Source organism: Stenotrophomonas chelatiphaga (genome assembly GCF_001431535.1).
Lineage (GTDB): Bacteria > Pseudomonadota > Gammaproteobacteria > Xanthomonadales > Xanthomonadaceae > Stenotrophomonas > Stenotrophomonas chelatiphaga.
This window is the reverse complement of the sequence record NZ_LDJK01000034.1, coordinates 1-24,450: the sequence shown is the minus strand read 5'-3', so window position 1 is coordinate 24,450 and position 24,450 is coordinate 1. Positions and strand designations below refer to the sequence as shown.

Annotated in this window: 28 protein-coding genes; 17 read left to right on the top strand and 11 right to left on the bottom strand. The window is 66.3% G+C overall.

Annotated elements, in window-relative coordinates; translation table 11 throughout:
* The 14 genes from ABB28_RS08700 to ABB28_RS17735 all read left to right on the top strand — a co-directional run.
* Positions 1–450 (top strand): CBS domain-containing protein (locus tag ABB28_RS08700; protein WP_152983429.1); only part of this gene is annotated, 450 nt, incomplete at its 5' end.
* Positions 451–511: 61 nt separating this feature from the next.
* The gene (locus tag ABB28_RS08695) at positions 512–1,060 is read left to right on the top strand and encodes a KdsC family phosphatase (RefSeq protein WP_057508255.1); all 549 of its coding nucleotides are present in this window, start codon (positions 512–514) and stop codon (positions 1,058–1,060) included.
* A complete protein-coding gene (gene lptC, locus ABB28_RS08690; RefSeq protein ID WP_057508254.1) occupies positions 1,057–1,617 on the top strand; it encodes an LPS export ABC transporter periplasmic protein LptC in 561 nt (186 codons plus the stop codon). The genes ABB28_RS08695 and lptC overlap by 4 nt, the downstream gene beginning before the upstream one ends.
* A gap of 65 nt (positions 1,618–1,682) precedes the next feature.
* Positions 1,683–2,192 carry a lipopolysaccharide transport periplasmic protein LptA gene (gene lptA, locus ABB28_RS08685; RefSeq protein ID WP_057508253.1) on the top strand — a complete coding sequence of 170 codons (510 nt, stop codon included), beginning with the start codon at positions 1,683–1,685 and terminating at the stop codon, positions 2,190–2,192.
* Positions 2,192–2,911, top strand: a complete 720-nt coding sequence (gene lptB, locus ABB28_RS08680) for an LPS export ABC transporter ATP-binding protein (RefSeq protein ID WP_057508252.1) — start codon at positions 2,192–2,194, stop codon at positions 2,909–2,911. The genes lptA and lptB overlap by 1 nt, the downstream gene beginning before the upstream one ends.
* Positions 2,871–4,391: an RNA polymerase factor sigma-54 gene (locus ABB28_RS08675; protein WP_425479536.1), complete on the top strand. Its 1,521-nt coding sequence runs from the start codon at positions 2,871–2,873 to the stop codon at positions 4,389–4,391. The genes lptB and ABB28_RS08675 overlap by 41 nt, the downstream gene beginning before the upstream one ends.
* Positions 4,392–4,445: 54 nt before the next feature.
* On the top strand, positions 4,446–4,778 hold the full coding sequence (hpf, locus tag ABB28_RS08670; protein ID WP_042614640.1) for a ribosome hibernation-promoting factor, HPF/YfiA family: 333 nt from the start codon (positions 4,446–4,448) through the stop codon (positions 4,776–4,778).
* Between the two features lie 21 nt (positions 4,779–4,799).
* On the top strand, positions 4,800–5,252 hold the full coding sequence (locus ABB28_RS08665; protein ID WP_057508250.1) for a PTS sugar transporter subunit IIA: 453 nt from the start codon (positions 4,800–4,802) through the stop codon (positions 5,250–5,252).
* The gene (gene hprK, locus ABB28_RS08660) at positions 5,249–6,199 is read left to right on the top strand and encodes an HPr(Ser) kinase/phosphatase (protein WP_057508249.1); all 951 of its coding nucleotides are present in this window, start codon (positions 5,249–5,251) and stop codon (positions 6,197–6,199) included. Before ABB28_RS08665 ends, hprK begins: the two co-directional genes overlap by 4 nt.
* Positions 6,200–6,293: 94 nt before the next feature.
* Complete coding sequence (rapZ, locus tag ABB28_RS08655) at positions 6,294–7,175, top strand: RNase adapter RapZ (protein ID WP_057508248.1); 882 nt, start codon at positions 6,294–6,296, stop codon at positions 7,173–7,175.
* A gap of 159 nt (positions 7,176–7,334) precedes the next feature.
* Positions 7,335–7,727, top strand: coding sequence for a PTS sugar transporter subunit IIA (locus ABB28_RS08650; RefSeq protein ID WP_057508247.1), 393 nt, complete (start codon positions 7,335–7,337; stop codon positions 7,725–7,727).
* Positions 7,720–7,989 carry an HPr family phosphocarrier protein gene (locus ABB28_RS08645; RefSeq protein WP_042614635.1) on the top strand — a complete coding sequence of 90 codons (270 nt, stop codon included), beginning with the start codon at positions 7,720–7,722 and terminating at the stop codon, positions 7,987–7,989. Before ABB28_RS08650 ends, ABB28_RS08645 begins: the two co-directional genes overlap by 8 nt.
* A gap of 2 nt (positions 7,990–7,991) precedes the next feature.
* A complete protein-coding gene (gene ptsP, locus ABB28_RS08640) occupies positions 7,992–9,749 on the top strand; it encodes a phosphoenolpyruvate--protein phosphotransferase (RefSeq protein WP_057508246.1) in 1,758 nt (585 codons plus the stop codon).
* 192 nt (positions 9,750–9,941) lie between these two features.
* Entirely contained in the window at positions 9,942–10,388 is a 447-nt protein-coding gene (locus ABB28_RS17735) for an REP-associated tyrosine transposase (RefSeq protein WP_083491979.1), read from the top strand.
* A gap of 90 nt (positions 10,389–10,478) precedes the next feature.
* Here ABB28_RS17735 and ABB28_RS08635 read toward each other — a convergent pair whose 3' ends face one another.
* The 6 genes from ABB28_RS08635 to ABB28_RS08610 all read right to left on the bottom strand — a co-directional run bounded on the left by ABB28_RS08635 (position 10,479) and on the right by ABB28_RS08610 (position 15,274).
* Positions 10,479–11,279, bottom strand: coding sequence for a carboxylesterase family protein (locus ABB28_RS08635; protein WP_057508245.1), 801 nt, complete (start codon positions 11,277–11,279; stop codon positions 10,479–10,481).
* Positions 11,280–11,349: 70 nt separating this feature from the next.
* Positions 11,350–11,616, bottom strand: coding sequence for a hypothetical protein (locus ABB28_RS08630; protein ID WP_057508244.1), 267 nt, complete (start codon positions 11,614–11,616; stop codon positions 11,350–11,352).
* A 12-nt stretch (positions 11,617–11,628) separates the two neighbouring features.
* A complete protein-coding gene (gene mgtE, locus ABB28_RS08625; protein ID WP_057508243.1) occupies positions 11,629–12,990 on the bottom strand; it encodes a magnesium transporter in 1,362 nt (453 codons plus the stop codon).
* A gap of 288 nt (positions 12,991–13,278) precedes the next feature.
* Positions 13,279–14,229 (bottom strand): aspartate carbamoyltransferase catalytic subunit, encoded by a 951-nt coding sequence (locus ABB28_RS08620; RefSeq protein WP_057508242.1) that lies wholly within the window; start codon positions 14,227–14,229, stop codon positions 13,279–13,281.
* Between the two features lie 18 nt (positions 14,230–14,247).
* On the bottom strand, positions 14,248–14,715 hold the full coding sequence (ruvX, locus tag ABB28_RS08615) for a Holliday junction resolvase RuvX (protein WP_042614628.1): 468 nt from the start codon (positions 14,713–14,715) through the stop codon (positions 14,248–14,250).
* Positions 14,708–15,274 carry a YqgE/AlgH family protein gene (locus ABB28_RS08610; RefSeq protein WP_057508241.1) on the bottom strand — a complete coding sequence of 189 codons (567 nt, stop codon included), beginning with the start codon at positions 15,272–15,274 and terminating at the stop codon, positions 14,708–14,710. Before ABB28_RS08610 ends, ruvX begins: the two co-directional genes overlap by 8 nt.
* Positions 15,275–15,350: 76 nt before the next feature.
* Here ABB28_RS08610 and ABB28_RS08605 point away from each other — a divergent pair, with 76 nt between their 5' ends.
* Entirely contained in the window at positions 15,351–17,144 is a 1,794-nt protein-coding gene (locus tag ABB28_RS08605; RefSeq protein ID WP_057508240.1) for a DUF4153 domain-containing protein, read from the top strand.
* Positions 17,141–17,677 carry a DNA-3-methyladenine glycosylase I gene (locus ABB28_RS08600; RefSeq protein WP_057508239.1) on the top strand — a complete coding sequence of 179 codons (537 nt, stop codon included), beginning with the start codon at positions 17,141–17,143 and terminating at the stop codon, positions 17,675–17,677. Before ABB28_RS08605 ends, ABB28_RS08600 begins: the two co-directional genes overlap by 4 nt.
* A 92-nt stretch (positions 17,678–17,769) precedes the next feature.
* Here ABB28_RS08600 and ABB28_RS08595 read toward each other — a convergent pair whose 3' ends face one another.
* Together ABB28_RS08595 and pilB are read right to left on the bottom strand one after the other, a co-directional pair.
* Positions 17,770–18,477, bottom strand: a complete 708-nt coding sequence (locus ABB28_RS08595; RefSeq protein WP_057508238.1) for a YitT family protein — start codon at positions 18,475–18,477, stop codon at positions 17,770–17,772.
* A 235-nt stretch (positions 18,478–18,712) separates the two neighbouring features.
* Positions 18,713–20,437, bottom strand: coding sequence for a type IV-A pilus assembly ATPase PilB (gene pilB / locus ABB28_RS08590; RefSeq protein ID WP_057508237.1), 1,725 nt, complete (start codon positions 20,435–20,437; stop codon positions 18,713–18,715).
* A gap of 333 nt (positions 20,438–20,770) precedes the next feature.
* Here pilB and ABB28_RS08585 point away from each other — a divergent pair, with 333 nt between their 5' ends.
* Entirely contained in the window at positions 20,771–21,211 is a 441-nt protein-coding gene (locus ABB28_RS08585; protein WP_057508256.1) for a type II toxin-antitoxin system HicB family antitoxin, read from the top strand.
* 155 nt (positions 21,212–21,366) lie between these two features.
* Here ABB28_RS08585 and ABB28_RS08580 read toward each other — a convergent pair whose 3' ends face one another.
* The 3 genes from ABB28_RS08580 to ABB28_RS08570 all read right to left on the bottom strand — a co-directional run.
* Positions 21,367–21,654, bottom strand: a complete 288-nt coding sequence (locus ABB28_RS08580) for a helix-turn-helix domain-containing protein (RefSeq protein WP_057508236.1) — start codon at positions 21,652–21,654, stop codon at positions 21,367–21,369.
* Entirely contained in the window at positions 21,651–22,019 is a 369-nt protein-coding gene (locus ABB28_RS08575; protein ID WP_057508235.1) for a hypothetical protein, read from the bottom strand. The genes ABB28_RS08580 and ABB28_RS08575 overlap by 4 nt, the downstream gene beginning before the upstream one ends.
* A 665-nt stretch (positions 22,020–22,684) precedes the next feature.
* Positions 22,685–24,450 (bottom strand): spermine/spermidine synthase domain-containing protein (locus ABB28_RS08570; RefSeq protein WP_484600290.1); only part of this gene is annotated, 1,766 nt, incomplete at its 5' end.

The following is a 24,450-nucleotide window of genomic DNA, read 5'->3' as shown; positions in this document are numbered from 1 at the left end:
GCGCGCGGCTTCACCGCCGATGATTTCGCCCGCTCGCACCCGGCCGGCAGCCTCGGCCGGCGCCTGCTGCTGCACATCACCGATGTCATGCACAGCGGCGACGACCTGCCCCGCGTGGACGCCGGCGCCAGCCTCAGCGAGGCGCTGGTGGAGATGAGCCGCAAGCGCCTCGGCATGACCGCCGTGGTCGATGCGGACGGGATCCTGATCGGCCTGTTCACCGATGGCGACCTGCGCCGGGCGCTGGACAGCGAACTGGACGTGCGCAGCGCGAAAATCGCAGAGGTGATGACCCGCAGCCCGCGCACCATCGGCGCCGACCAGCTCGCCGTGGAAGCGGCGCGGCTGATGGAAACCCATAAAATCAACGGCCTGGTGGTGGTGGATGAGGCAGGACGCGCGGTCGGCGCGCTGAACATTCATGACCTGTTGCGGGCCCGGGTGGTTTAACCGAACTCGCCCCGCCCCCATTCATCCCTTACCGCACGACAACCCGGATACCCGCAAACCGATGCCCTGGTCCCCCCTGCCTGCTTTCCCCGCCCACCTGCATGCCGCCGCCGCGCGCATCCGCCTGGCGTGTTTTGACGTGGACGGCACGCTCACCGATGGTCAGCTTTACTACGACCGTGAAGGCAACGAGAGCAAGGCATATTTCGTGCAGGACGGCCTGGGACTGAAACTACTGCAGCAGCACGGCATCCACCCCGTGCTCATCACCGCGCGCAACAGCCAATCGGCGTTGAAGCGCGGCGCCGACCTCGGCATCGACACCCAGATCGCGGTCGGCGACAAGCTGGCCAGCGTGCAGGCGTTGTGCGCGCAGCATGGCATCACCCTGGACCAGGTCGCTTTCATGGGCGATGACCTGCCCGACCTGGCCCCGCTGTGCCACGTCGGCCTGGCCGTGGCCCCGGCCAACGCCCACCCCTGGATCGCCGAGCGCGTGCACTGGCAGACCCGCGCCGAAGGCGGACGTGGCGCCGCGCGCGAACTGTGCGACGTGCTGCTGGCCGCACAGGGCCGCGTCGACGCGGTGCTTGCAGGGTTCGGGGCATGAACTGGCGTACCGCCATCGGCGCGGCCTTGCTGGTCGTGGCCATCCTCAGCGGCTGGTCGCTGCTGCGCAATCGCGACAAGGGCCCGCAGGCCGTGGTCGACGATGGCAGCGTGGATTACGTGCTGCACGATTTCCAGATCGTCATGCTGGACGATGAAGGCAAGGAATCGACCACGCTGCGCGCCCCGCGGCTGGAGCGCCTGCGCGCCGACCAGACCCTGACCATCGCCACCCCGGTCTTCGAAATGCCCGGCCAGGACGGCAACCACTGGACGCTGCGTTCGGAAACCGGCTGGGTCAGTGCCAAGGGCGAGGAAATGCGCCTGCGTGGCAATGTCGCCGGTGACAGCCCGACCGTGGGCAACACTCCGCCGACCACCTTCCGCACCACCCATCTGAACGTTTTCCCCAAGGAAAACCGGGCACGTACCGATGCGCTGGTGACCATGACCCGTCCGGGCATGGAACAGAGTGGCGTCGGGTTTGAACTGGATTCCAACAACAACACGTATCATTTCCTCAGCCAGTCCAAGGGCCGCTACCTGCCCCGGCGATGACCCTGCGGCATGCTTCCCTTTTCCGCCTGGCGCGACCAGGCCACCATCCGGCAGAAACGGACACGATGAAAATCCACCTTGCAGCCCTTTGCGCGCTCAGCCTGATGTTCCCCCTGCTGGCCAGCGCGAAATCCACCGACCGCAACGAACCGATGAACATCGATGCCGGTGCGCAGACCGGTACCCTGACCGGTGACGGCAAGACGCTGATGACCGGCGGCGTGGTGATCACCCAGGGTTCGCTGGACCTGCGTGCGGCCAATGCCGAGATCCAGATCAAGGGCGGCGAAGCAGTGCGCGCGATCTTCACCGGCAAGCAGGCCACCATGCGCCAGCAGATGGACGATGGCACCTGGATGGATGCCACCGCCGACCGCATCGACTACGACATCACCAGCGAAATCATCACCCTGACCGGCAACTACAAGGTCACCAGCGCGCGCGGCACCAATGCCGGCCAGCGCATGGTCTACAACACCCGCAGCGGTGAAATGAACAGCGGCGGCGACGGCAGCCGCGTGCGCACCGTCATCCAGCCCAAGAACAAGGCGCCGGCCGCCGGGAGCAGCAAGTAATGCTCGTCGCCAAGGGCCTGCGCAAAAGTTACAAGCAGCGCGAAGTGGTCAAGGACTTCGGCCTGACCCTGGAAGCCGGTGAAGTGGTCGGCCTGCTGGGCCCCAACGGTGCCGGCAAGACCACCTGTTTCTACATGATCGTCGGCCTGGTGGCCGCCGATGCCGGCAGCATCGTGCTGGACGGCAAGGACATCACCAGCGACCCCATGTACACCCGCGCCAAGCAGGGCGTGGGCTACCTGCCGCAGGAACCGTCGGTGTTCCGCAAGCTCACCGTGGCCGACAACATCCGGCTGGTGCTGGAGCTGCGCGATGACCTGGACCGCGCCGGCCGCGAACGCGAACTGGCCAGCCTGCTGGACGAACTGCAGCTGGGCCATGTCGCCGAACAGCAGGGCGCCAGCCTGTCCGGTGGCGAGCGTCGACGCTGCGAAATCGCCCGGGCCCTGGCCGCCCAGCCGCGGCTGATCCTGCTCGACGAACCGTTCGCCGGCGTCGACCCGATTTCGGTGGGCGAGATCCAGCGCATCGTCACCCACCTCAAGCAGCGTGGCATCGGCGTGCTGATCACCGACCACAACGTGCGCGAAACCTTGGGAATCTGCGACCGGGCGTATATCCTCGCTGAAGGTACGGTGCTGGCCCAGGGCGCGCCTGCGGACCTGCTGGAAAACGCAGATGTCCGCCGCGTCTACCTGGGAGACTCCTTCAAGCTGTGAAGGTGGCCGCCGGACCCTTCCTTTTACGTTGGGCGGTGGCATGAAGACGCGGTTGCAGACATCGCTGGGGCAGCACCTGGTCATGACGCCACAGCTGCGTCAGGCCATCCGGCTGCTGCAGATGTCCACCACCGAACTGGACGTGGAAATCGCCGAGGCGGTGGAAACCAATCCGCTGCTGGACTGGGCCGAGAATGCCGAGCCGGGCCCCGGCAGCGACCAGCCGACCGAACAGCCATCGCCGGACCAGCAGCCACGCGACAGCGACGAGCGCGCCAGCCCCGGCGATGACGACTGGGCGCCGGCCGAAGTGGACTGGAGTGGCGGCGCCGGCAGCGGCGGCTCCTTCGACGATGACGACCTGGACAACGCGGCAGAGCGTGTCGCCGACACCGAAACCCTGGCCGACCACCTGCTGTGGCAGCTGCATCTGTCGCCACTGTCGGCGCGCGACCGCAATATCGGCGCGGCGTTGATCGATGCGATCGAAGACGATGGCTACCTGCGCGAGACCTTTGCCGGCATCGCCGAGACCCTGCTGCCGGCCATCCACGCCGGCGACGATGAAATCCTGACCGTGCTGCACCAGATCCAGCGCTTCGACCCGGTGGGCGTGGGCGCGCGCGATCTCGGCGAATGCCTGCGCCTGCAGCTGGATGTGCTGCCTGCCGACACCCCGGCGCTGGCGCTGGCCCGGCAGATCACCGAAGGCCCGCTGGAGCGGCTGCCGCGCAGTGGCGTCAGTGGCATCGCCCAGGAACTCAAGTGCCCGGTGGCCGACGTGGACGCCGCCGTGGCCCTGCTGCGCTCGCTGGATCCCCGTCCCGGCACCCAGATCGCCCCGGTCAGCCAGGACACCTACGTGGTGCCGGACGTGGTGATCTGGCGCCAGGCCGGCGTCTGGCGGGCGGCACTGGCCGGCCACGCCGGGCCGAAGGTGATCATCCACCGCGGCTACGAAAGCATGATCCGCCGCTGCGGCGAAGCCGATGCCGGCTACCTGAAGACGCAGCTGCAGGAAGCGCGCTGGTTGCTCAAGGGCCTGGAAGCACGCGGTGAAACCCTGCTGCGCGTGGTCCACAGCCTGCTGCAGCAGCAGGCCGGCTTCCTGGAGTTCGGCGCGCAGGCGCTGCGTCCGTTGACCCTGCGTGAAATCGCCGGCGAACTGGGCCTGCACGAATCCACGGTGTCGCGCGCCATCGCCCGCAAGCACGTGCGTACCCCGCGCGGCACCATCCCCCTGCGCGCCTTCTTCGCGTCGGGCATCGACACCGAGGGCGGCGGCGAAGCGTCCAGCACCGCCATCCAGTCGATGATCCGCCGGCTGATCGACGACGAAAACCCGCGCAAGCCGCTTTCTGACGCCAAGCTGGCTGACCTGCTCAAGACCTCCGGTATACCGGTAGCGCGCCGGACCGTGGCGAAGTATCGTGAAGCCATGAACATTTCCGCCTCGCACGAAAGAGTCCGGATCGCCTGACGCACACCGCGCCCGGCGGAGAGGTTCATTGGCAAATCCAAAAGGAGAAACCCGATGCGCATTGAAACGTTTGGCAAAGACGTCGAAGTCACCCCGGCCCTGGAAAAGTACGTGGCGGACAAGCTCGCCCGGCCCGGCAAACACTTCGTCGGCGAGCACTGCGAAACTCGGGTCACGCTGAAGCTGCAGAAGAACGAACACCACGTCGATGCCACCGTCAACATCCCCGGCCAGACCCTGCACGCCGAGGCCAGTGGACAGACCATGTACGCGGCGATCGACATCCTGGCCGACAAGGTCGACCGGCTGCTGACCTCGGAGAAGGAAAAGAAGCAGCAGAAGAAACAGCAGCACGTCCCCCTGCCGTTGAGCGACAATGAAGTCTGATGACTTCACTTTCCCCCTGATATGCCCCTGACCGATCTGATGGCCGCCGTGCAGACCCAGGTCTGCGCGGCTGCCGACCGCGAAAGCGTGCTGCTGGCAGCGGCCCAGCTGCTGGCCTGCCGCCAGGCCAACACCGAACAGATCCATCGCAACCTGTGCGAGCGCGAAGCGCTCGGCAGCACCGCCATCGGTCACGGCATCGCCATTCCGCACGGACGTGCACCGGCACTGGAACGCCCGCGCGGCGCCCTGCTGAAACTGGTGGCGCCGGTGGACTTCGGCGGCGACGAACCGGTGGACCTGGTGTTCGCCATCGCGGTGCCCTCGCATTACACCCACCAGCACCTGATGCTGCTGTCCGAACTGGCCGAGCTGTTTTCCGAGCCCGGCATCCGCCAGGCCCTGCGCGACGCCCCGGATGCGGCCGCACTGCGCGCCATCATCGACCTCCCGCCACCGGCGAGTGCCGCATGAATACCAGCATCACCGCACGCGAACTGTTCGACCAGCAGCGCGACAAGCTGGCCCTGCGCTGGGTGGCCGGGCAGAAAGGCGAGAAACGCGAACTGGAAGCGGGCAATACGGTCTCGCGGCGCCCCTCGCTGGCCGGCTACCTCAACGCCATCTACCCGAACAAGGTGCAGATTCTCGGCACCGAAGAACTGACCTGGCTGGATTCGCTGGATTCGCGCCACCGATGGGAAACCATCGAAAAGATCATGCAGTCGCACCCGCTGGCGCTGGTCATCACCCGCAACCAGCCCTGCCCCGAAGACCTGCGCGCGGCCGCCGATGAATCCAACACCCCGCTGTGGCTTTCGCCCAAGCGCGGCCACGAACTGCTCAACCACCTGTCCTACCACCTGGCACGCACGCTCGCACCGCGGGTGATCCTGCATGGCGTGTTCATGGAAATCTATTCCATCGGCGTGCTGATCACCGGCGAAGCGGGATCAGGCAAGAGCGAGCTGGCACTGGAACTGCTCAGCCGCGGCCATCGGCTGGTGGCCGACGACGCACCGGAGTTCACCCAGATCGCCCCGGACGTGCTCGATGGCACCTGCCCGGAGCTGCTGCAGGACCTGCTGGAAGTGCGCGGGCTGGGCGTGTTGAACGTGCGCGAGATGTTCGGTGACACAGCGGTAAAGAAGAACAAGTACCTTCGGCTGATCGTCCACCTGACCAAGCCGATGACCGAGCCCAGCGCCTACGGATACGAACGCCTGACCGGCGACTCGGGCACCCGCCACGTACTGGACCTGGACGTGCCGCTGATCACCCTGCCGGTGATGCCCGGACGCAACCTGTCGGTGCTGACCGAAGCGGCCACCCGGCTGCACATCCTGCGCACCAAGGGAATCGATCCGGCCGCCATGTTCATCGCCCGCCACAGCAACCTGCTCGAACGCCGCACCCCGTAAACCCGGTAGTGACGGCCGCTGGCCGTCAAAACTCGGAATCGGTAGTGACGGCCGCTGGCCGTCAACCACCCGCACCACCAACAAAGAGCCCGCCATGAACCGCCCTGCCCCGTCCGCCCCGACCCTGATCATCATCAGCGGCCTGTCCGGCTCCGGAAAGTCCGTGGCCCTGAAGACCTTCGAAGACCAGGACTACTACTGCTCGGACAACCTGCCGATCGACCTGCTGCCGGCGTTCGTGCGCGGCGTGCTGGGCGCCCCCGGCGGTGCCCCGCGGCGGCTGGCGGTGGGCATCGACGTGCGCGGCCAGAGCGACCTGGGCCAGCTGGAACAATGGCGGCAACTGGCCGCCGAGGCCGGCGTGCACGCGCAGTTGCTGTTCTTCGAAGCCAGCGACGAAACGGTGCTCAAGCGCTATGCCGATACCCGCCGACGCCACCCGCTGAGCCAACTGGGCCTGTCCCTGCCCGAAGCGATCGCCCGCGAGCGCGAACTGACCGCACCGCTGCGCCGTGCCGCCGATGCGATCATCGATACCAGTACGTTGAACGTGCACCAGCTGCGCCGCCGCATCGTCACCGAGTACACGCTGGGCCACACCACGCCGCTGTCGCTGCTGTTCGAATCCTTCGCCTACAAGCGCGGCGTACCGGCAGAGGCCGACTTCGTGTTCGACGCCCGCGTGCTGCCCAACCCGCACTGGGATCCGGAACTGCGCCCGCTCAGCGGCCGCGAAGGTGGCGTGCGCGACTACCTGGAAGCGCAGCCGGAGGTGCAGCGCTACGTCGGCCAGCTGACCGATTTCCTCGATACCTGGCTGCCCAAGCTGGGCAATGACACCCGCAGCTACGTCACCGTGGCCTTCGGCTGCACCGGCGGCAAGCACCGCTCGGTATTCCTGGCCGAACGGCTGGCCCGCCACGCCCGCGAACAAGGCTGGCAGGACGTGGCCACCTACCACCGCGAACTCGACTGAAAAAAGGGGACGGAGGGGATTAAGTCGCATCCGGCACGTGGCATGCCGGATGCGACTTAATCCCCTCCGTCCCCTTTTCGGGCGTGCAGCTGAATACGGAACACTGAGGGGCCCTGCGCCCGCTATCGCAGCGTCATCCCGACCTGTTAACGTTCAGGCATGACCTGTGGCATTCTCCTCGTAACACATCCTGGCGTCGGATCGGCCCTGCTTGAGGTGGCGACCCGGCTGCTGCGGCATCTGCCGCTGAAGACTGAAGCGTTCGACGTACCGTTCGATGCAGATCTCGATGCCCTGCTTCCGCTCGCTTCGGCCGCCCTGCGGCGGGTGGACGGCGGTGACGGGGTCCTGATCCTGACCGACCTGTACGGTGCCAGCCCCAGCAACCTGGCCGCACAGTTGGCCAGGCTGGGAACGCCGGCCCGTCGGGTAGCTGCACTGAGCCTGCCGATGTTGTTGCGTGTGATGAATTATCCGGAACAGGGACTGGATCAACTGCCCGCCACAGCGGCGGCGGGCGCGCGCAATGGAGCGATAGTCGACGATGCTTGAGAAAGAACTCACCGTAACCAACCGCCTGGGCCTGCATGCCCGCGCCACGGCAAAGCTGGTGCAGGAACTTGCGCCCTTCCGCTGCAACGTGACCATGGCCGCCAAGGGCCGTGAGATCAACGCCAAGAGCATCATGGGCGTAATGCTGCTGGCCGCCGGCCAGGGCACCCCGGTCACCATCCGCATCAACGGCGAAGACGAACAGGCCGCCATGGATGCGGTGGTCTCGCTGTTCGAGCGTCGTTTCGACGAGGACAGCTGAGCATGCCGCGCGCCCGTGCTGGACTGGCACCCACCGGCCTGCGGCCGGTGCAGCTGCTGTCCGGCCACGGCGCGTCGCGGGGTACCGCACTGGGCCGCGCGCGGGTGCGCCTGGCGCATGCACTGGAAGTGGCCGAACAGCGCGTGGCGCCGCAGCAGGTGGACAAGGAGCTCAAGCGCCTGCACGTCGCGCTGGATGCCGCGCGCAATGAAATGCACGACCTCCGCCAGCGCCTGCAGGGTGCGCTGAACCAGGAAGCCGGCGAGTTCCTCGACCTGCATGCGCTGCTGCTGGACGATCCGGAACTGCTGTTCGGGCTGGATGAGCTGATCCGCAGTGGCCCGTACAGCGCGGGATATGCCCTGCGACTGCAGCGCGACCGCCTGGCCAAGGTCTTCGACGGCATGGACGATGCCTACCTGAAGAGCCGGATGGACGACCTGGACCATGTGATCGGGCGCATCCATGCCTTCCTGCAGCCGGTGCTGCCGCCGGCGGTGAAAGGCCTGGCCGGCGAGATCCTGGTCTGCGACAACATCGCCCCGTCCGAGATGGCCCAACTGCAGTCCCAGGGCGTGGTGGCCATCGTAACCACGGCCGGCAGCGCGCTGTCGCACAGCGCGATCCTCGCCCGCAGCCTGCACCTGCCGCTGATCGTCAACGTGCCCGGCCTGCTGCACAAAGTCAGCGATGGCGACGTGCTGATCGTGGATGGCAGCGACGGCAGCATCACCGTCAACCCGCAGGCTGAAAACCTGCGTGATTACCGCGTGCGGCTGAAGGAGCATGCGCGCGAACAGCGTGAGCTGGGCCGCCTGCGCAGCAAGCCCAGCCGCACCCGCGACCAGGTCGACATCGCGTTGCTGGCCAACGCCGAATCGCTGGAAGACGTCACCCAGGCGCATGCGTTCGGCGCGCAGGGACTGGGCCTGTACCGCACCGAATTCCTGTTCCTGCAGCGCAACGAGCTGCCGGACGAAGAAGAACAGTTCCACACCTACCGCGATGCCGCGCTGGGCATGGCCGGCCGGCTGGTGACCATCCGCACGCTGGACCTGGGCGCGGACAAGGCCGACCGCACCGGCCTGACCCTGAGCAACGAAGAAAACCCGGCACTGGGCCTGCGTGGCGTGCGCCTGTCGCTGGCACGCCCGCTGGTGGCCGACACCCAGCTGCGCGCGATCCTGCGCGCCAGCGCCTACGGCAAGGTGCGCATCCTGATCCCGATGGTCAGCACGCGCGAAGAACTGCTGGCGGTACGTCGGCGCATGACCCGGCTGACCGCACAGCTGCGCGCCGAAGGCCACGCGGTCAGCGAACGCGTGCCGCTGGGCGCGATGATCGAAGTGCCGGCCGCCGCGTTCGCGCTGGAAAGCTTCATCGACCTGGTCGACTTCCTGTCCATCGGCACCAATGACCTGGTGCAGTACCTGCTGGCGGCCGACCGCAACAATGAAGCGCTCGGCGAACTGTATTCGCCACTGCATCCGGCCGTGCTGCGGCTGCTGAAGCTGGTGATCGAAACCGGCCAGCGCCACCAGATCCCGGTGGCAGTGTGCGGTGAAATCGCCGGTGACGCGCGGCTGGCCCCGTTGCTGCTGGCACTCGGCCTGACCGAGTTCAGCCTGCACCCCGGCACCCTGCTGGAAGTGCGCCGCGCGATCCGCGAAAGCGACCTCGGCGAACTGCGCGCCCGCGCGCCGAAACTGCTGGCCGCCCGCGACCGCCGCAGCATCGAACGCTGGATCAACGGCAACTGACGCTGATCTACGGCCGCGGTGGGTGCGGCGACCAGAGTGGGTACGGTGACCTGGATGGGTGCAGCGACCTGGATGGGTGCGGCGACCAGGGTGCGTGACGACCGTTGGTCGTCACGCTGTTGCTCTGTTTTCCCAGCAACACCACTGGATTCCCTGACTCCATCCCCGACAACAATCCGTCACGCTCGTTGCATGAGCAGCCATCAACTCCGGAATGGCCGGCGTTCCATCATCGGCCAAAGCTACATCCTCACTTTTGTCTGCCATGCCCGGCACCGTTGCTTGGACGACCCTGATACCGCGCGGATCGTCACTCAACGAATCGCGGCAATGGACGCCCAAGGGCTTCTCTCGTCCTACGCTTGGGTGGTCATGCCGGACCATGTGCACTGGATGTTCGAACTTCTCGATCAATCGCTGGGCTACATAGCGCAGCGATTCAAATCCAGCACGGCACTGCGCATTCGCCGCGAATGCGTACATCCCGGACCGGTCTGGCAAGACGATTACCACGACCACGCAATACGTTCGGATGAATCCCTACGGCGCCATGCAATGTACATCGTGGCCAATCCAGTCAGGGGAGCATTGGCAACGTCGATTGGTCAGTATCCGCTTGCCTGGTGTCGGTGGCTTTAGTTCGAAAGCGTGACGACCAACGGACGTCACCCACCAAGGCAGATACGGTCGTCACCCACCAAGACCTTTGCCCTTAGTCGTGCGCCATGGTCAGCGCTTCTGCGCGAACAGCCACGTCCACATCGCGGTGTCGGCATAGGTGGCGTCCCAGGCGTTGTGGTTGCCATCGGGATACTCGGTATACCGCGCATCTGCCGCGCCGGCGGCCTTGAACGCGGCATGCAGCCTGCGGTCGTCGCGGGGCAGTACGACGTCATCCTGCGCGCCATGGAACATCCAGACCGGCACGTTCTTCAGGCGCTGGGCCAGCGCGGTATACGGATCTGCTTCGTTGGCGACGGCGGCGACGAACAGGGTCTGGCGTTCTTCGCGCGGCGCGATCACCGCCCCGCACACCGGCACGATGGCAGCGAACCGGTCCGGCGCGGAAAGCGCGATGTTCCAGCTGCCATAGCCGCCCATCGACATGCCGGTCAGGTACTGCCGCGACGGGTCAGCGGAAAACTCGGCCAGCGTCGCGTCCAGCGCCGCCAAGGCGATGCGGTTGTTCAGGCCGTCCCATTCCTGGTGGTTGGGCACCTGTGGCAGCACCACCAGTGCCGGGAATGTGCTGGCGTGTTCCCGAAGGTACGGCCCGATGCCCGCCTTGGTCTGCTTCATGCCATCACGACCACGCTCACCGGACCCATGCAGGAACAGCACCACCGGCAACGGTCCGGCAGCGCGCAGGGCATCGGCGGGGACGAACACCTGGTAGCGGGAGACGTGGCCGTCCACGGTGACGCTGCGCGATTCAAATCGCCCCGCCGTGGGGTCTGGCGTGGTGGCGCAGCCGGCCAGCGACATCAGCAGGGTGGCGGCAACGGTGAGGCGCAGCAGCAGGCGATACATGGCAGGTCCCGGCAGGATGAAAACGGTTCCATCCTAGCGGGCCGGGCGACCCGCAGCATCGTGCAGCGCATCAGTCCGGTCGCGGGAAGCTGGCAATGATCTCCAGCTGCTGCCGGGCTTCTTCATTGCCCGACGCTGCGGCGGCCTGCACCTGGTCGATATCCGGATGGACCACGATCAGCAGCGGATTCTCGCAGACCGGGCAGTCGTACTCGGTCACGTCCTCGGCCAGCTCCATCACCATCGCACGCGAGGTGCCTTTCCACTCACAGGCCGCGCAGGTGTGCTGCTGGTCACGCCAGCCGGGCTGGAAATAGTTGTCTACGGTGGTGGCCATGGTCGGTACCGGTCAGTGCAGCAGGATGAGGGTGGCCAGGCCAAGGAAACTGAAGAAGCCCATGACATCGGTCACCGCGGTCACCACCACGGTACCGGCCACGGCCGGGTCCACGTTCATGCGCTTGAGCATCAGCGGCAACAGCACGCCGGCCAGTGCGGCGGCACAGAAGTTGATCATCAACGCCAGCGTGATGACGATCGACAGCAGCCAGCTGTGGAACCAGACGAAGGCGATCAGACCGACCAGCAGGCCGATCAGGGTGCCGTTGATCATGGCGACCCGCAGTTCTTTCCACAGCAGGATCTTGGCATTGCTGGGGCCAACCTGGCCGAGCGCGATACCGCGCACCATCAGGGTCAGCACCTGCACCGCGGCATTGCCGCCGACGCCGGCGACGATCGGCATCAGTACCGCCAGCGCGACCACTTTCTGCAGGGTCAGTTCGAACTGGCCGATCACGCTGGCGGCCAGGAAGGCGGTGCACAGGTTGATGCCCAGCCAGACCACGCGGCCGCGCACGGCGCGCTTGATCGGCGAGAACAGATCTTCTTCTTCGTCCAGGCCGGCCGCGCCGAGTGCCTGGTGCTCGGCCTGCGAACGGATGATGTCCACCACGTCATCGATGGTGATGCGGCCGAGCAGGATGTTGTTGTCATCCACCACCGGCGCGGATACCCAGTCATGATCGGAGAACTGGCGCGCCACTTCATCGGCACTTTCGCCAACGTCGATGGCCGGCTGCTCGTCATCGATCAACCGGTTGATCGGCGTGGTGTCCTCGTGGGTCACCAGTGCCGCCAGCGAAAGTCGCCCCAGGTACTGATGCCGTCGGCTGACCACGAACAGGTGATCGGTGTGGTCGGGCAGTTCGCCGCGCAGGCGCAGGTAGCGCAGCACCACGTCGACATTGACGTCGGCGCGCACGGTCACCACGTCCGGGTTCATCAGGCGGCCGGCGCTGTCCTCGGGATAGGACAGCACCTGCTCCAGCCGTTCGCGGTTCTCGCGGTCCATCGACTTGAGGACTTCGTCGATGACGGTGTCCGGCAGGTCTTCGACCAGATCAGCAAGGTCATCGATGTCCAGGTCTTCGACGGCGGCGATGATCTCGTCCGGGTCCATGTCCGCCAGCAGGCTTTCACGTACCTCGTCGCCGACGTGGACCAGCACCTCGCCGTCGTCTTCCGGGTCCACCAGGCCCCACACCACTTCGCGCTTGCCAGGTGGCAGCGACTCGAGCAGGTTGCCGATCTCGGCCGGGGCCAGCGTATTGACCAGGCGACGCACCGGACCCAGCCGACCGCTGTCCAGCGCATCGGAAAGCAGGCGCAGTTGGCGCGCGGTCTTGTCGTGGCGTACGGCCTCGGCCATCGGAACTCCCGCAGGAAAGAAAAGGCTGCGATCCTGGGGAGGATGCGGCATCAGGGGTGGTCAGCGCGTCATTATTGCGCGCGCATGTTAAAAGCAGAAGCTTGTGGAGAAAGTGGGGTTGGTCGGCAGCAGCGTGACGACCAACGGTCGTCACCCACCAGGAGCGGGTCGCTGTCACCCACCAGGAGCGGGTCGCTGTCACCCGCCCAGAGCGGGGCGCTGTCACCCACCAGGAGCGGGGCGCTGTCCGCAGGGAGCGAGGCTGACGGCCAGCGGCCGTCACTACCTTCAGCCGAGCAGGGTTTCCAGTACGGCCATGCGCACGGCGACGCCGTTGGCGACCTGGCGAAGCACCCACGATTGCGGGCCGTCGGCCACTTCATCGGTGACTTCCACGCCGCGGTTGATCGGGCCGGGGTGCAGCACGGCGGCGTCCTTGCCGGCGCGGGCCAGGCGGGCGGCGTGCAGGCCGTATTGCTGGTGATACTGCTCCAGCGACGGTACCAGGCCTTCTTCCATGCGCTCGCGCTGCAGGCGCAGCATCATCAGCGCATCGGCGCCCTCCAGCATCTCGTCGAAATCCTGGCCGACCACGCAGCCCTTCAGCGTGTCATCGTCGGGCAGCAGCGACTGCGGGCCGCACACGCGGATCTCGCCCACGCCCAGCGTGCGCAGCGCGTGCAGGTCGGTGCGGGCCACGCGCGAATGCTTCACGTCGCCGACGATCACCACCTTCATCTTCGAAAAATCACTGCCCTTGGCCTGGCGCAGGGTCAGCATGTCCAGCAGGCCCTGGGTGGGGTGCGAACTGCGGCCGTCGCCGGCATTGATCAACGCGGTGCCCTCGCCCGCCGCCGCAGCCAGTGCGGCCACCGCACCGTCATCGGGATGGCGCACCACGAAGCCGCGCACGCCCATCGCTTCCAGGTTGCGCAGCGTATCGGTCGCGGTTTCCCCCTTGCGGGTGGACGAAGTGGACGCATCGAAGTTCAGCACGTCCGCGCCCAGCCGCTGGGCGGCCAGCTGGAACGAGCTGCGGGTACGCGTGGACGGCTCGAAGAACAACGTGCACACCGCCGAACCGGCCAGCACCGCGCGCTTGTTGCCGACCCGGCCGACCGCTGCATCGCGGATCTGGCCGGCCCGGTCCAGCAACTGCAGCAGGGTCTCGCGTGGCAGGCCCTGCAGGGTGAGCAGGTGGCGCAGGCGTCCGGATGAATCGAGTTGCGAGGCAGTCATGGGCAGGCGGTCGGCAGGTCAGGGAATGGGGGTGGCGTCGTCCGGTGAAGACAGCCAGCGGTCGATGATCACCGCAGCGGCCACCGCGTCCAGGGCGGCGGCATCGCGGCGGCGCTTGCGCCCTTCGGCGCGCTCGACGGCAAACCGGCGCGCGGCTTCGACCGAACTGGAGCGCTCGTCGATCATCGCCACCGGCAGTTTGAAACGTTCCCGCAGCTGGCGGGCAAAGCCCTGCGCGCGCTTGCGGTTGGGCTGGTCCTGGCCGTCCAGGGTGAGCGGATCGCCCACCACCAGGCCGTCCGGGCTCCATTCTTTGATCAACCGTTCCACCGCGCCCCAGTCCGGGCCGCTGCCGTGCACGTCGATCACCGCCACCGCGCGCCCATGGGCGGCGAAGGCACTGCCGATGGCCACGCCGATGCGGCGCGAACCCACATCGAAGCCGAGCACGGTGCCGTCGCGGCGGATGGCCGCCGGCTCAGACATGGCCGCTGTAATCGGTCAGCCGGAACAGGTCCACGCCGATGCGCGCGGCCGCACCCTGCCAGCGCTGCTCGTACGGGGTGCGGAACAGCAGGTCGGCGTCGGCCGGTACGGTGAGCCAGCTGTTGTCGGCCAGTTCGCCTTCCAGCTGGCCTTCGCCCCATCCGGCGCAGCCCAGCGTGACCAGCGCATTGGCCGGCCCTTCGCCGCGTGCCATCGCTTCCAGGATGTCGCGCGAGGTGGTCAGGTACACGCCTTCGCCGACCAGCAGGCTGGACTCCCACGGACGCGCATCGTCATGGATGACGAAGCCGCGTTCGGGGTGCACCGGCCCCCCGTTGAGCACCGGTCGCTGGCGCAGTTCGTCGTCTTCGGTGGCGATGTCCATCTGCGCCAGGACTTCACCGATGGTGTAGTCGGAGGGCTGGTTCACCAGTACGCCCATGGATCCGTTCTGGTCGTGCTGGCAGATCAGCGCGACGCTGCGGGCGAAGGGCTCGTCGGCCAGCGAGGGCAGCGCGACCAGCAGGTGATGGGCAAGGGAAGTCGAAATCTCGGACATGGCTGCATTCTACCCGCTGGGCCGTGTGCAGGCGCGTGAGACGGTAGGATGGCGACCACCCAGCAAGGAGCCTGCGATGTCCACCAGCACGACGCTACCGCCGTCCACCCGAAGTGCCATCGTGTTGATCGCCCTGCTGCAGGGCCTGCTGCTGTACCTGGCGCAGCAGCTCGACGGCAGCTGGCCGCTGCACGATGTCGGTTCGCGCTATCGCTGGTACGCCTGGGTGCTCACCGTGCCCAGCGCGATCGCCCTGACCGTGGTGGACCTGCGTGATCGCCGGCTGTGGCTGCACGCGCTGCTGGCATCGGTGGTGGTGCTGGGGCTGGCCAGCTGGATCGGCTGGAACCTGGACGGGGAAGCAGGCCTGCGCTCGGAGCCGCTGCGCCTGCCGTTCTCGCTGGCGATGGCGATCGCCACCTTCATCAGCCTGCCGTGGTGGCAGCACCGCCTGCAGCACGGCCACTGGCGGGCCAGCTACGACGCGCTGTTCGAACGCGCCTGGCAGAACGGCCTGACCCTGGCACTGGCGCTGCTGTTCACCGGCCTGACCTGGATGCTGCTGTGGTTGTGGGCGTCCCTGTTCGGGCTGCTGAAGATCACGTTCTTCACCGAATTGTTCCGCGAAGATGCCTTCATCGCGCTCGCCACCGGCACGTTGGCGGGCTTCGGCATCCTGATCGGGCGCACCCAGCAACGCGCCATCCAGATCACCCGCCAGGTGCTGTTCGCGGTGTGCCGGGGGCTGCTGCCGCTACTGTCCTTCATCACCGTCATCTTCACCCTGAGCCTGCCGTTCACGGGATTGCAGCCGCTGTGGGAAACCCGCTCGGCCGCCTCGCTGCTGCTGGTGCTGGCGCTGCTGCTGGTCACCTTCACCAACGCGGTGTACCAGCATGACAACGACCAGCCGCCCTACCCGCGCTGGCTGCGCCGGCTGGTGGAAGCCAGCCTGCTGGCGCTGCCGGTGCTGTCCGCGCTGGCGCTGTACGCAGTGTGGCTGCGCATCGGCCAGTACGGCTGGACCCTGGAGCGTTTCTGGGCGTTGCTGATCGCGGTGCTGGTGACCGGTTACACGCTGGGCTATGCGCGCGCGCCGTTCAGCCGCGGACGCTGGCTGCAGCCACTGGAGGCGACCAACCGGTTGATGTGCTGGGTGGTGCTGGGCGCGGCGCTGCTGGCCAGTTCACCGCTGCTGGATCCCGTGCGGATCACCGTCGCCAGCCAGCAGGCGCGGCTGTTGGCCAACCCCGATGGCATCACCACCGCCGATGCGATGCTGCTGCGCTTCGACCTGGGCCGGCGCGGCGTAGCGGCACTGCGCGAGATGCAGCGCGATGCCCGTTTCAGCGCCGATGCGCGGGCTGCCAGCGTGGCGGCCCAGGCCCTGGCGCGCACGGCCTACTGGGGCGGCGGCGAGAGCGCGATCGACGATGGCATCCGTGACCTGGCGGTGCTGCGCAAGCGGCTGGCGCTGGCCGACGGTTCGGCCACCCCGCCGGACAGCTGGTGGGACGCGATGGTCGCCCGCAAGGTGGAGACCGGCAGCTGCCTGGATGCCGATTCACGCTGCGTCGCCACGACCCGCGATTTCGACGGCGACGGCCAGCCCGACGTGCTGCTGTGCGGGTTGATGCAGGGATCCGGGGCGTACTGCCAGCTTCACGCGCTGGGTGTGCGCGGCTGGTGGACGGTGGGGTCGTACGGCTTCCCGCGCAGCGATTCGGCATCGGAAACCGCACGCATCCACGACGCCGTGCGCGCCGGCAGGCTGACCCTGAAAGCACCGCGCTGGCCGGAAATTTCGCTGGACGACGGCGCCCCTTCCAGCATCGGCAACCTGTCCAAGGAACCCCGGGAGACACCATGAGCGGATACTGCAGCATCGCCCCGGGCCATCCGGTCCACGGCCATTACCACGACCATGAATATGGATTCCCGCAGCGCGCCGAAGCCGAGCTGTTCGAACGCCTGGTGCTGGAAATCAACCAGGCCGGGCTGAGCTGGGAAACCATCCTGAAAAAGCGCGAAGGCTTCCGCCGCGCCTACGATGGCTTCGACGTGGACACCGTGGCCGCCTATGCGCAGCCGGATATCGACCGCCTGCTGGGCGACGCCAGCATCATCCGCAACCGGCTGAAGGTGCTGGCCGCCATCCACAATGCGCAGGTCATCCAGGGCCTGCGCGCCAGCCACGGCAGCTTCGCCGAATGGCTGGACGCGCACCACCCGCTGGACAAGGCCGGCTGGGTGAAGCTGTTCAAGAAGACCTTCCGGTTTACCGGCGGGGAAATCACCGGCGAATTCCTGATGAGCCTGGGTTACCTGAAAGGCGCCCACGCCGATGACTGCCCGGTGCAGAAGCGGATCCTGAAACTGAAGCCGGCGTGGTCCCGGAAGTGACGGCCCACCCGCCCGGTAGTGACGGCCGCTGGCCGTCAGATTTCCCGCTATGACGGCCAGCGGCCGTCAGGTTTCCCGCGCCGATCGTTGCGTCAGACGCCCATGTACCGGCCCGGGCGGTGGTTGAACATCAGCACCAGGCTGAGCACTACCGCGCCGATGGCCGAATACATCACCTGGATGGGCGACAGCACGCTGAACGCCACCAGCATCAGCATCGCATCGAAGCTCATCTGCACCTTGCCGGCGCTCCAGCCACGCGTGCGCTGCAGGTAGACCGCCAGGATGCCGATTCCCCCCAGGCTGGCGCGGTGGCGGATGAAGAACAAAATGCCCAGGCCGGCCAGCGCGCCGCCCACCAGCGCCGAATACAACGGCGCGATATGGGCAAAATCCGCCCAGCGCGGCAGCAGGTCGGTCAGGATCCCGCAGGCGGTGACCGCCGCGAAGGTCTTCAGGGTGAACTCCCAGCCCATCCGGCGCACGCCCACCCAGTAGAACGGCAGGTTGACCAGCACGAACACCAGACCGAAGTTCCAGCCGGCGGCGTAATGGATCAGGAAGGCTAACCCGGCCATGCCGCCGATCATCAGCCCGCCCTTGGCGAAGATGGCCAGGCCGAGCGACGCCACCAGCGTGGCCAGCACCATGCCCTGCACGTCTTCGGCGTGGGAATGGCGCAGCGCGCGGTCGTCCTGCGGGGTGCCGGCGCTATCCGGCGGCGGCGTCAGCGGGCCAGCGGTGACGAGGTGGCCGTCAGCGTCGTCGCACGGCGCGGGGCCATGGGATTGGAGGGACATGAGCGTGGGGTGTCGCGGTGGGGAGTCGTATTAGACACGATCCCGATGACAGTTGCAGGTGAAATCATTCAGCTGACGACGCGCGCTGCTGGGTGACGACCGAAAGCTTGGTGGGTAACGACCGGAGCTTGGTGGGTGACGACCGTTGGTCGTCACGCTTCTAAGTCAATGCAAGAGCCTGACGACCAACGGTCGTCACCCACCAGAACTCAGATCATCCACCCACCGAAGCCCGTCAGTCCTTGGTCACCCGGTTGATCTCGGCCAGGCTGGTCACGCCCTTGCTGGCCTTCACCAGCGCCGACTGGCGCAGGTCATTCACCCCGATCGCCTGGGCGGCGTCGGCAATCTGCAGCGCATTGCCACCGGCCAGGATGATCGTGGAAATCTCATCGGTCATCGGCATCACCTGGTAGATACCGGTACGGCCCTTGTAGCCTTCGGTGCATTCATCGCAGCCGACGGCTTCATACAGCTCGATTCCCGCATCCAGCTGGGCCTGGGTGAAGCCTTCGGCCAGCAGCGCGTGGGCCGGCAGATCGGCGCGGCGCTTGCAGTTGTTGCACAGCCGGCGCGCCAGGCGCTGGGCGATCACCAGCGTCACCGAACTGGTGATGTTGTACGGCGCGATGCCCATGTTCATCAGCCGCGCGATGGTCTGCGGCGCATCGTTGGTATGCAGCGTGGACAGCACCATGTGGCCGGTCTGCGCGGCCTTGATCGCGATCTCGGCCGTTTCCAGGTCGCGGATTTCGCCGACCATGATGATGTCCGGATCCTGCCGCAGGAACGAGCGCAGCGCCGCGGCGAAGGTCATGCCGCGCTTGTTGTTCTGCTGCACCTGGTTGACGCCGGGCAGGCGGATTTCCACCGGGTCTTCGGCAGTGGAGATATTGCGCGTTTCATCGTTCAGGATGCCCAGCGCGGTATACAGCGAAACGGTCTTGCCCGAACCGGTCGGGCCGGTCACCAGCACCATGCCGTAGGGCTTGTGGATGGCGTCCAGGAACAGTTTCTGCTGGTCGGCTTCGTAGCCCAGCTTGTCGATGCCCAGCTTGGCCGCGCTGCCATCCAGGATACGCAGCACCACCTTCTCGCCAAACAGCGTCGGCAGGGTGCTGACGCGGAAGTCGATCTGCTTGGTCTTGCTCAGGTTGAGCTTGATGCGTCCATCCTGCGGCACGCGCTTTTCAGCGATATCCAGCTGCGCCATGACCTTCAGGCGCGCGGCGATGCGCTGGTTCAATTTGACCGGCGCCCGCGCCACCATCTTCAGCAGGCCGTCGATGCGCAGGCGCACGCGGTAGTCGTCTTCGTAGGGCTCGAAATGGATATCCGAGGCGCCCTTGCGGATCGCGTCCACCAGCACCTTGTTGACGAACTTCACCACCGGGGTGTCATCGCCCTTGGCATCGATCCCCGAGTCGCCGGCGCTGCTGTCGTCGTCGGTGCCGACTTCCAGATTGGCCATGCCCTCGTCGTCGTCGCCCATCTGCGAGGACATCGAATCGTGGGTGTTCTGCCATTGTTCCAGCGTGCGGCGGATCTGGTCTTCATCCACCAGGATCGGCTCCACCACCAGGTTGGTGTGGAACTTGATTTCATCCAGCGAATGGGTCGGGTCGCTGGTGCCCACGTACAGCTTGCCGCCGCGCTTGAACAGCGGCAGTACGTGGTGCTTGCGCAGCAGCTCTTCGCTGACCAGCTTGATCGCGCTCTGGTTGGCATCGAACACGCCGACATCGAACAGCGGCATGCCGAATTCGAGCGAATTGGCGGCGGCCAGCTGGGCGGCGGTGACGACCTTGTGCTGCGCGAACCACTGCGGCAGCGGCAACCGCGCGGCGGTCGCCTTGGCCATCGCGTCGCGCGCGCCGGCTTCATCCAGCGCACCGTCCTGGACCAGGCGACGGGCAATACCGGTGATGCCGACGAGATTTGCGGTGGCGACTGCGTTCATGCGGTTCCTCATTGTGTGCCGCCCGGCGCATCCCGCCCCGTACAGCTGCATATTGGTCCGCTGCTGGCTCCCCCTGCAGCAGCCACCATCTTACCCTGAGAGCGCCGGTTTCACCGCGCTCAACGTAGTGTCGAGCTTGCTCGGCAACGCGTCTCGTTGACAGTTTCACGAACCAACGCCGGGCAGACAACGCCGCCAGTCAGCGTTGCTTGGGGTAATCGTCCCGCAGTCGGCTCCCGTAAGCGCTTTGAGGATTTCTGCAAAATTGTTGTGTAGACTTGTGTAGCCAGAGCGCATCTGGGCTAATACGCCCATGCCCGGATGGAGGACCTGATGTTCTATCCCGTTTACGTCCACCACGAACCAGGCGCCGCCTACGGCATAACCATTCCTGATCTTCCTGGCGTCTTCTCCGCGGCCGATGAAGCGGCCGATATTCCGCGCATGGTGCAAGAGGCAGTAGAGACCATGTATGAGGGCGAATCAGCCGGCCCTGGACCTGCATCGCCACTGGATCGCTACAGCCAGAGCGACGAATACACCGGTGGCTTCTGGATGCTGATTGATGTCGACCTGTCCAAGCTCAGCACGAAAGCAGTTCGCTTGAACATCAGCCTGCCAGAGTACCTGGTGGGCCGGATCGATGAAGCAGCGGCGCAGCGGCGTATGTCCCGATCGGCGTATCTGGCTCTGGCCGCAGAGCATGAGTTGGGCGGTGTGGCTGGTAGCAATCCAGGGTGCTCCAAGCAGTCCCCCGCATCGCTGACTTCGTGAGGCGCGGGACGCCCGCGCCCCTGGTGCACTGCGGACCGCGTTCAAGATCAGGTTTTGAACGTGCGCTTGTTCACTTCCAGAGCCGCACAACGCTCAGCACGGGCTGAGCGCTACACGCAGCCATGGCGCCGCCGCCATGGTTCTGCCCCACCAGTTCAAACCACCTCCACCCGCAGCCGCACACCCAGCGCACGCATCGCGCCCAGCACGCTGTCGAAGTACAGGGGACGGGTGCCATTCAACTGCCGGCGCATGGCTTCGTCGCTCAGCCCGCACTCGCGCGCCGCATGCTCGATCCCATGCAGCTCGGCCGCCAGCAGTAGCGAGCGGGCGAACGTGGATTCTTCATAATTGGCCATGTGCAGGCGGGCATCCAGATACTCGGCCGTCTCGGCGGCGCGCGGGTTGGCGGCGCGGGCATTGGCACGCTCGTGGGGCGTCATTGCTGGCTCCACATGGCATCGGCCGATGACCGCACCAGGTCGCGCCCGGACAGGATCAGCCCCTCCACCATCAGGCTGGTGACGCAGCCTTCCGACTGCACATCCTGTTTGCCCAGATGCACCGCGTGCAGGATTTCGAAGATCGATGCCAATGCCTGCAGGGTGCGAACAGGAACGGCAATCAACGCGGCGCGTTGAGGTTCTTCCGGGCTGTCGTCAGCGGCGGCGGCCCCGCAATCGATGTCTGAAATCAGGCGCAAAGGCACCACCACGTGCTTGTTGCTGCGTGATGTTTCAAACGCTTCCAGCCGCCGCTCCAGGCGTTCGATGAAGTACGGTGGGAAGTCGAGCATCTTGTCGCCCATCAGGGCGTATAACCGCTTGGCGGCAAGGGGTAATGCGAGTCCATCGGCGTACCTCACACGGCTTAAGGCCACCTGCGCCAAAGCGCGGGGTGGCGGGCGATGCGGGTTGCCATACCGGTTGAACTTAGGAAAAAGACCGGCGGATCAGGGATCCCCCACATCGCCCGCCATGAGACCGGCACGCGATGCAGCGCATTCTCCGCCGTGCCCAAAGGGCAAAACAGAGCCAAATCCTAAGTTCTTAACAGGATGGCAATCCCGGCTGACGCTCTTCGTCGCCAGCGCGTCTATACCATCAGCCGCAAGCCCTTGCGTACATGGGCGAAACTGCAAAAGTGACGCCCGATAGACCAAGCGCTCAGAACGGCGGTCGGACGCATCTCGAACTCGTTCCGCGTGCTCGCACCGGAGCGATGCCACGCCCAACGCGACACGCTCCTCCCGTAGTGTCGAGCAAGCTCGACACCTACCTGCTCTACGGTAGTGACGGCCGCTGGCCGTCAGCTCCTGCTCTGGTGGGTGACGACCGCTGGCCGTCAGCTCCTGCTCTGGTGGGTGACGGCCGCTGGCCGTCAGCTCCTGCTCTGGTAGGTGACGACCGTTGGTCGTCACGCTTTTGCCCTGCCTTTGCCCTTGCCGCTGCGCTCGCCGAGCACGGCTCGGCGCTACCGCTCCTGCTTTCCCAACGCAGCCATATAGGTCAGCAACCTCAGCCGCCCGCTGGCCCGCGCATCGGTACCAAGCGAGTTCCAGTAGCGATCCGACAACGCCCGCGCCAGCACCGTATCGCCACTGGCCCACGCCGCGTACTGCATCGCCCCGAACAGGTAATAACCTGATCGCGCATCCGCCAACAGGCCGACACTGTGCGGGCCTTCCAACAGGCGCTGGCCGCTTTCCAGAACCTGCGCGTGATCGTCCGTGGCCGCCGCGGACACCAGCGCCAGCGCATCAATAACCGTGGGATCGCGCAGCGGACATGGGCGCCACGTCGGCCGCACCCACAGCGCCTCGCGCTCGGCAGGCGCCAGGAACGGCACCGTTTTACCAGCCAGGAAGAACACCAGCCCGGCCGTTTCCAACGGGGTGATTTCCAGCTCACAGCGCTCACCCAGTGAACGCAGCGCATCGGCCAACGCATGGTCGCCACCGCCGGGCAGGTCGGCGCCGTGCTGCAGCCGCTGCGACAACAGATACGCCGTGCTGCGACGTTGCAGCACCTGCAGGTTCAACTGGGCGCCCTCCGCCGGGGGCACGCGCGGCTCCGGCCCGCCCCATGCACGGGTAAGCGGCCAGGGCGCCGTCATGATCGATTCCACGTCCCCCACGTACCCCTGCTGGAAGCGAGCGATGGGAGCGCGCAGGGTCAGGATCGGGTGGTAATCGGAATGCCGCGGCGAGGGATAAAGTGCCGGGTAAGCGCGCAGCGCGGCATCGCCCATCGCGTAGGTATCCCGCAGGTCATCCAGGCCGTGCACACCCACCCGCGCCAGCTCCGCACGCAGCGCCGGATGTTCGAACACACCCGCATTGAGTTCGGGCAGTTTTCCCTTCGGCGTGGCCACGATGATCAGGTCTGAATCGTTGGCCAGGTAAGCACGCACATCGCTGAAATGATCGACCAGCCCGTCCAGTACGGAAGACACCAATTCCGGCGTGATTTCGTACAACTGCAACCATTGCACGAACAGGCCGCCGTCGTTGAGCTGGCCCGGCACGAACGCGTAGAACTCATCGCTGAACAACGACGCGGTGCCGCCCACCCAAGGGTTGGAAGGTTCGGAAATGATCAGGTCATAGCGGCGCCCGCTGCCGGCGAAATGCGCCTTGGCGTCATCGATGACGATGTGCGAACGCGGATCGTCGTAGGCGCGGCTCACGCGGTCGCCGAACAGGCGGGCGCCCTCCACCATGGCCGGTTCGATCTCCACCGTATCCACCTGGCCGACGCGCGGATCGCCGAGCAGGGTATGCGTGGTCAGACCGGAACCGAAGCCGATCACCCCCACCCGCTCGAAGCCATGGCCGAGCGCCAGCGGCAACGCGCCGAGCAGCACCATGGTCGATTCATCGCCGCTGGGCTCCTGGTCAACGCTGACCGTCATGCCCGCATCCACCTTGCCGTTGGTGGCGATGGAACGTACCGGCCCGGCCCCGCGATCGGTCTCGAACACCGACACCGTGGCGGTCTGCCCGTCCTTGAAGAACAGCATCTTCGCGCTGTCATGCAAGCGCGCACCGCCATGCCGGTACACCGAAGAACTGAGCACCAGCGGATCAAAGCGCACCAGCGCCACCGCCGCGATTACGCCGGCAATTCCAAGGCCCACAGCGAGTGCGGCGACGCGGTAGCTGACGACCGGCTCCTGGTCGGTGGCAATGTGATCCTGCTGGTTAGGAACCTGCTCTTGGTGGGTGGCGACCGTGGGTC